General features: G+C 32.3%; 10 protein-coding genes. 6 read left to right on the top strand and 4 right to left on the bottom strand.

The annotated features are described in order from the left end of the window. Window positions 1-190: 190 nt before the first annotated feature. The 3 genes from B5E75_RS03645 to B5E75_RS03635 are packed head-to-tail and all read right to left on the bottom strand — an operon-like array spanning window position 191 to window position 1,949. Window positions 191-1,120 (bottom strand): SPFH domain-containing protein, encoded by a 930-nt coding sequence (locus tag B5E75_RS03645; RefSeq protein ID WP_087357423.1) that lies wholly within the window; start codon window positions 1,118-1,120, stop codon window positions 191-193. Next, entirely contained in the window at window positions 1,114-1,563 is a 450-nt protein-coding gene (locus B5E75_RS03640; protein ID WP_087357422.1) for an NfeD family protein, read from the bottom strand. Before B5E75_RS03640 ends, B5E75_RS03645 begins: the two co-directional genes overlap by 7 nt. A 20-nt stretch (window positions 1,564-1,583) precedes the next feature. Further along, complete coding sequence (locus B5E75_RS03635) at window positions 1,584-1,949, bottom strand: hypothetical protein (RefSeq protein ID WP_087357421.1); 366 nt, start codon at window positions 1,947-1,949, stop codon at window positions 1,584-1,586. A gap of 130 nt (window positions 1,950-2,079) precedes the next feature. Between B5E75_RS03635 and B5E75_RS03630 the strand changes: the two genes are divergently transcribed. Genes B5E75_RS03630 through B5E75_RS03615 form a run of 4 tightly spaced genes read left to right on the top strand, consistent with a single transcriptional unit; the run spans window position 2,080 to window position 4,266 of the window. Next, entirely contained in the window at window positions 2,080-2,526 is a 447-nt protein-coding gene (locus B5E75_RS03630; protein ID WP_087357420.1) for a hypothetical protein, read from the top strand. Next, on the top strand, window positions 2,526-2,957 hold the full coding sequence (locus B5E75_RS03625) for a YbbN family protein (RefSeq protein WP_087357419.1): 432 nt from the start codon (window positions 2,526-2,528) through the stop codon (window positions 2,955-2,957). Before B5E75_RS03630 ends, B5E75_RS03625 begins: the two co-directional genes overlap by 1 nt. A gap of 5 nt (window positions 2,958-2,962) precedes the next feature. Next, entirely contained in the window at window positions 2,963-3,664 is a 702-nt protein-coding gene (gene deoD, locus B5E75_RS03620; protein ID WP_087357418.1) for a purine-nucleoside phosphorylase, read from the top strand. Next, window positions 3,664-4,266 (top strand): HAD family hydrolase, encoded by a 603-nt coding sequence (locus tag B5E75_RS03615; RefSeq protein WP_087357417.1) that lies wholly within the window; start codon window positions 3,664-3,666, stop codon window positions 4,264-4,266. The genes deoD and B5E75_RS03615 overlap by 1 nt, the downstream gene beginning before the upstream one ends. A 54-nt stretch (window positions 4,267-4,320) precedes the next feature. Here B5E75_RS03615 and B5E75_RS03610 read toward each other — a convergent pair whose 3' ends face one another. Then, a complete protein-coding gene (locus B5E75_RS03610; RefSeq protein ID WP_087357416.1) occupies window positions 4,321-4,515 on the bottom strand; it encodes a DUF378 domain-containing protein in 195 nt (64 codons plus the stop codon). Between the two features lie 93 nt (window positions 4,516-4,608). On the opposite strand from B5E75_RS03610, the gene B5E75_RS03605 reads away from it, so the two are divergent. Then, a complete protein-coding gene (locus tag B5E75_RS03605; RefSeq protein ID WP_087357415.1) occupies window positions 4,609-5,601 on the top strand; it encodes a LolA family protein in 993 nt (330 codons plus the stop codon). A gap of 36 nt (window positions 5,602-5,637) precedes the next feature. Then, entirely contained in the window at window positions 5,638-6,750 is a 1,113-nt protein-coding gene (gene alr / locus B5E75_RS03600; protein WP_239480043.1) for an alanine racemase, read from the top strand. Window positions 6,751-6,758: the final 8 nt, after the last annotated feature.

The following is a 6,758-nucleotide window of genomic DNA, read 5'->3' as shown; positions in this document are numbered from 1 at the left end:
GGACTATATAGACAAGCAAATGGGAATGTAGTTAACTTCTTACTTAATGCGGATATTCTAGCCATAAGAAAAGAGGAAAGACCTGGTTTGGTCAATCCCCTCGCATACTATCTAAGATAGGTTGTATTAACATATAAATGTAGCGCCGTATACGAGACCCGTACGTACGGTGCAATGAGAGGGGCGAAGATTAATTTCTTCCCTCTACTCTATTTTTAGGATCTTTTACAATTTCAGCAATTGATGTGACAGCTCCTGCCATTCCTTGTAAATCAGTTGGAATAATAATCTTTGTTGATTCACCTTTTGCTAAGTTTTCTAATGCTTTAAATCCTTCTAATGTAATATATGCCTGTTGAGGTTGAGAACTATTAATATATTCAATACCTTTTGCCTGTGCTTCATAAACAAGTCTTAAGGCTTCAGCTTCCCCTTCAGCACGTGCAATTTGTGCTTCTTTTTCAGCTGTTGCTTCAAGAATCATAGATTCCTTTTTACCTTCAGCAGTCAAGATAGCCGCTGTCTTTTTACCTTCGGCCTGTAAGATAGCTTCACGTCTTTCACGTTCAGCACGCATTTGTTTTTCCATAGCTTCTTGAATATCACGTGGTGGAATGATGTTTTTCACTTCAACACGATGAATTTTAATACCCCAAGGATCAGTCGCTTCATCTAAGATAGAACGCATTCTTGAATTAATGATATCTCTTGAAGTTAATGTTTCATCAAGTTCTAGATCACCAATAATATTACGTAAAGTTGTAGCAGTCAGTGTTTCAATAGCATTTAATGGTCTGACAACACCATAAGTAAATAGTTTAGGATCAGTAATTTGAAAATAGACAACAGTATCAATTTGCATTGTGACATTGTCTTTTGTAATAACAGGTTGTGGTGCAAAATCCAGAACCTGTTCTTTTAAAGACACTTTATTAGCAATACGATCTAATAATGGAATCATAATATGCAATCCTACTGTACAAGTACGATTATAAGCCCCAATTCTTTCTACAACGTAAGCATAAGATTGAGGTATGATACGAATTGTTTTGGCAATAATTACAACAATCAATATTAATAGTAAAATAATCCATAAATAATTAAAAATACTATCTAACATGAAATATCCTCTCCTTTATCTAATTTTTTCACAACGACATGAGAACCTTCAATAGACACAACTTCAGCATATTCACCTGCTGGAATTGTCACATTATTGAGGCTTGTAGCTGCCCAAAGATTTCCCATCACTTTGACTTCACCTTTTTGATCGGCCGTAATGACTTCTGTCACAAGACAGTGTTTTCCAATTATTCTATCCAAATTTGTTTTGACTGTGTTTCCTCTTAAATATTTTTTAGCCAGAGGTCTGGTAACGAGAATACAGATGATGGAAATAGCTGCAAATACAATGACCTGAACTACTTCATGAATGCCTAAAAAATCACAAATCAAAGCACCGATAGCCCCAATTCCAAACCAGATACTGACCAGATCAATTGTTATGGCTTCTACAATCACTGCAATGACAAGAACAATTGTCCAAATAAGTGTTGTTGACATGGTTCGCATTCTCCTTTCAATTATAATTGAATAATCATCATAGTATGAACAATATCATAAGTTGCCTTTAACTTATAACACTGTTGTTTTGAAAAATCTAAACCAAATTCTTCACTGAGGTCTAATACAAATGATTTGTTAGAAATTCTTCCATAACTTTTTCCAAGTGAAATACGATGCAATTGACTCTTTGGGTAAATATTTTCATCAATTTCCTGCTTTGTTACAGGCTTAATACCAATTTGCCTTGCTTCTCTATCAATCCCTAAAAGCACATAATTGACGTCTTCAAAATGAACACATGCTGCTTTATTTAAAGTTAAGTTTGTTTCATAAATGGTAACAGTCATAGTTGCTATATCATTTGTTGACCATTCAAAGTTCATTCATATCCTCCTCCTTAACATTATTATATTATTAAAATTATTTTTTTGCAACAAAATTAAAGAAAAGTTTTTATTCGATAGTATACAATCTTTAAGGAATAGTTTATAATACAAGATGAAGGAGAAAAGAATGAAGAAGAAAATATTATTTATATTATCAATGATGTTATTATGGGGGTGTCAAAATGACAGACCTTCCATTCAAAAAATAACATTATCTCAACCTGTCACAATGCTTTATTTTTATATTGAAACATGCTCAGAATGTCAATCATTTAAGGAAACAGCCATTCCTTATCTTGAAGAAACATTTGGTGATTCTTTGACAATTCAACAATATGATTTAGATGATGACACAACACAAGCTGTTTATGAAGATGTGATTGATCAGTTATATCAATTTGATCAGTCCCTTTATGGAATGGGACCGATGTATGCGATAGAAGGATATTTTGCAAAAGTAGGATATACTTCAGGCGATGAAACATATATTGTTGACGATATTCAAAAGGCTGTTGAAGGAAAGGCTTTAAGTGATGAGTTAAGTGGATTACGTTTTTCTTATTTCAATCATTAATGAAAAAGTTATTACTTGTATTTTTTATTTTTCTCAGTGGCTGTCAAAGACATCCACAATATTATCTGTATGTTTATTATGCGAAAACATGTCCACATTGTCGTTCATTTATACAAGTTGTGATTCCTGAATTAGAAGCAGCATATGGAAATCGAATGGATATTATTCAAATGGATATTGATGAAGAATCTTCATTAGAGGCTTATGCGAAAACATGTCATTTATTAGAAGATTATGTTGTTAATGATCAATCGGGAAGTGTTCCATTTATTGTTTTAGATGGTTATTTTGCTTTGGTTGGCTATCAAATGGGAGAAGATCAGATGTTTTTAACAATGGTTCAACAAGCTTTAGCAGGTGAAGAATTATCAGTTGGTAATCATGAAGTATATTTTTTTAAAGAAGGTCAGACATTTCACGAAGGAGGATGATTTTGATGTCAACACCACATAATCAAGCACAAAAAGGAGAAATTGCAAAAACAGTCTTAATGCCTGGAGATCCTTTACGTGCAAAATTTTTAGCAGAACATTATTTGGAAGATGTTCATCAATTTAATGCTGTGAGAAATATGTTTGGATATACAGGATATTATCATGGTAAACAAGTATCTATTATGGGTTCAGGAATGGGACAGCCATCTATCGGTATTTATTCACATGAACTTTTTACACAATATGATGTAGAAGCCATTATTCGTATTGGTTCATGTGGTTCTTTACAAAAAGATGTTCATTTAAGAGATATTATTATTGTACAGGGTTCTTGTACGGATAGTAATTTTGCTCATCAGTTTGAACTGCCTGGAACTTATTCAGCGATTAGTTCCTATGATTTATTAGAAAAAGCTGTTGAACAGGCTAAGTTGAAAAATGCGACATATCATGTTGGAAATGTGATTGCTTCAGATATTTTCTATCATGCAGATCAAGATTCTGGTAAGAAATGGGCATCTATGGGATGTCTAGGTGTCGAAATGGAATCTTATGCTTTATTTGCGACAGCAGCTTATTTAGGAAAAAAAGCTCTTACATTGCTGACTGTTTCTGATTCTTTAGTGACACAAGAAGAAACAACAGCTAAAGAAAGAGAACAAACTTTTACAACAATGATGGAAATCGCATTGGAGATTGCTTAATGCTGCAGCGTGTTGCTCTGTATGATTTTGATAATACGATTGCTTCTGGTGATTCGATTGTCCGTTTGTTAAAATATGATTTAAAAAAGCATCCCATCCATTGTTTTTATTTCTTTAAGGTTGCTTTCTACTATGGATTATATTTACTTCATGTGGTCAGTTTTGAAAAAGCCAAATCAGCTCTATTATTTCCTTTAGATTATATGACGGATGCACAGCTAAAAACATTCTATCAACAGGAAGTTATTCCTAGTTATTATTCACATATAGTTAAACAAATGGAGCAGGAAAAACATCAAGGATATGTTGTGATTATATGTACAGCTTCATGTGAAGCTTATATGCAATATCAGCAATTACCTTGTGATGTTTTGTTAGGCACAAAAACAAAACATGGCACAAGTCAGATAGTTGGTTTAAACTGTAAAGGTCAAGAAAAAGTTCCACGTATCCTCAATTATTTAAAATCAAAGAACATGGAAATAGATTTTGAACATTCTATTGCTTATTCTGATTCCACATCAGATTTACCGATGTTATCGTTAGTCAAAAATCGTAAAAGAATTGCTTTAAAAACTGGACAAGTGAGTGATTTTCAATAAAAAAGACTGAACGAATAAAAAGTCATAAGGCTATTTGTTCGTTACAGTCTTTTTTTACTGATCTAAATCAGTAAATAATAACATAATATTAATAATACCAGCAATACCAACAATCATATAAATAATGGCACTTAAAAGGGCATCGCCAAAAATAGCTTCCACTAAATTAAAATTAAAGAGGCCTATGAGTCCCCAGTTGATTGCACCAATAATGGTAAAAACTAAAGCAATTTTCTGTATCATATTCATTTATCTATCCTCCTAATGATATTATAACCAAGACTTTCAACTTTATTCATAAAAAAATAGTCACATCATAAAATGTGATGAGGAGGAAGAATTATGAATAAAAAAGTCATTTTAACAATCATCATTGTTGTTGCGGTGATTGTTGTAGGTACTGGGATATTTTTCTTTAAGTCATCATCACTTGATGATTTAATTAAAGAAGCCAGTAAGTGTCAAAGCTATCAATTGATTGGAAATATGGAAATGTTAGAAAATGATGAATTAAAATCATATCAAGTCACATCTACTTATGCACACATTGATGAAAAACATTATTATAAGGTTGAACTTTATGATAAATCCTTAAATCAGTCACAAGTCATTGTCAGAAATGATGAAGGTGTTTTTGTTTTAACACCCTCATTAAATCAAGCTTTTCAATTTCAAAGTGAATGGCCTGATAATTCACCAAAGCCTTACATCTATCAGTCTTTAATTACATTTTTAAAAGATAATTCATCAGAAAAAGTGAAAGACGGTTATTTGGTACAAGGGGCAATGACTTATGAAAATGATGGGCGTGTAAAAAGTCAGGAAGTTAAATTTGATAAAGATTTGAAACCTGTTTATATTAGTGTCTTTGATCAGGATGGGGTTGAAGTGATTAAGGTAGAAGTAACTTCATTTGAAATGAATCAAGAGATGAAAAAGGATGATTTTTTACAACAGAATATTATGAAAACGGCTAAAACACAATATCCTGATAGTGTAGCAGCTTCTTTACCACTTTATCCGGTTTCTTTGATGGGGTCTACACTAGAAAATGAAAAAGTTTCAACAATTGATGATGAAATCAATCATATCTTAAAATTTACAGGTGATAAATCTTTTACGATTATTGAAAAAACCTCAAAAGATAATGACGATTTTCAAACTGAAACGATTGATGGACATATGATTGATATGATTGATGGTGTGGCTTTTGAAAATGATCAACAGATGACATACATTTCTTCGGGGGTTGTTTGTTCACTTTATTCCAATGATTTAACAACACAAGAAAAATTGGCTGTTTTATCAAGTATGCAGTCATCACAGGTGAAATAGGGGAAAACCCTATTTTTTCTTGAAAAAAAAGAGATGATGGATTATACTAAAGCATTGAAAAGGGGTGGAAATGTGACACATTATCGTGATACTTATGCCTGTATTCGTTTAGATTATATACAAGATAATGTTGAAACATTATATCAAAAAGTTCATAAACCATTCATGGCTATTATTAAAGCCAATGCTTATGGACATGGTTATCAACAGGTTGCGAATGTTTTAAAAGATAATCCACATATTTCAATGTTTGGTGTAGCTACATTGAAAGAAGCTATTGATTTAAGAAATATTGGGATTCAACAAGATATCCTTGTTTTAGGAGCGATTCCTATTGAAGATTTGGATTTGGTTATTCGTTATGATATTACATTATCTTTGTTTTCAAAAGATTATATGGATGAAATTCAAAGATTATATCATCACCATCAACCAGTGAAAGTGCATATTAAGATTGATACGGGAATGAATCGTATAGGTATTAAATCAAAAAAGGAATTTGAAGATATTTTATCTCATTGTCAAAATTCTATTTTTCAGGTAGATGGTGTTTTTACACATTTTGCGACAGCTGATGATCCTTTACAAAAAGAAGCTTATCATCGTCAAATCGAGATGTTCTATGATGTGATTGGCAATCATACATTTCGATATATTCATTGTCAAAATTCAGCTGCCATGATGTATCATCATGACGAACGCTCTAATTTAGGACGCATTGGTATTGCGATGTATGGGATTGATCCATCAGGTGAAGAATGTGACGAATTAAAACAGGTGATGTCTTTATATACTCGTGTAGCCATGATTAAAAAAGTCAAAAAAGGTGAACGTATTGGTTATGGACATACTTATACTGCTTTAGAAGATGAATATATTGCGACATTGCCAATTGGATATGCTGATGGATTGATTCGTGCGAATCAAGGTAGACAAGTCTATATTGCAGGGCATTATTATCCAATTGTTGGAAGAATCTGTATGGATCAGATGATGGTTAAAGTTGATGAAAATGTTCATCTGCATGATCGTGTGGAAATCTTTGGTGAACATATATCATTAGCACGTATGGCTAAGGAATTATCAACGATTCCTTATGAAATTGTTTGTTTAGTTAGTGAACGTGTAGAAAGAATTTATCAAAAGTAAAAAAATCC

Origin of the sequence: Massiliimicrobium timonense, from assembly GCF_002160865.1 — a bacterium.
GTDB lineage: Bacteria > Bacillota_I > Bacilli_A > Erysipelotrichales > Coprobacillaceae > Allocoprobacillus.
Note: the sequence above shows the minus strand (reverse complement) of the source record. Positions and strands in the feature narration are given on the sequence as shown.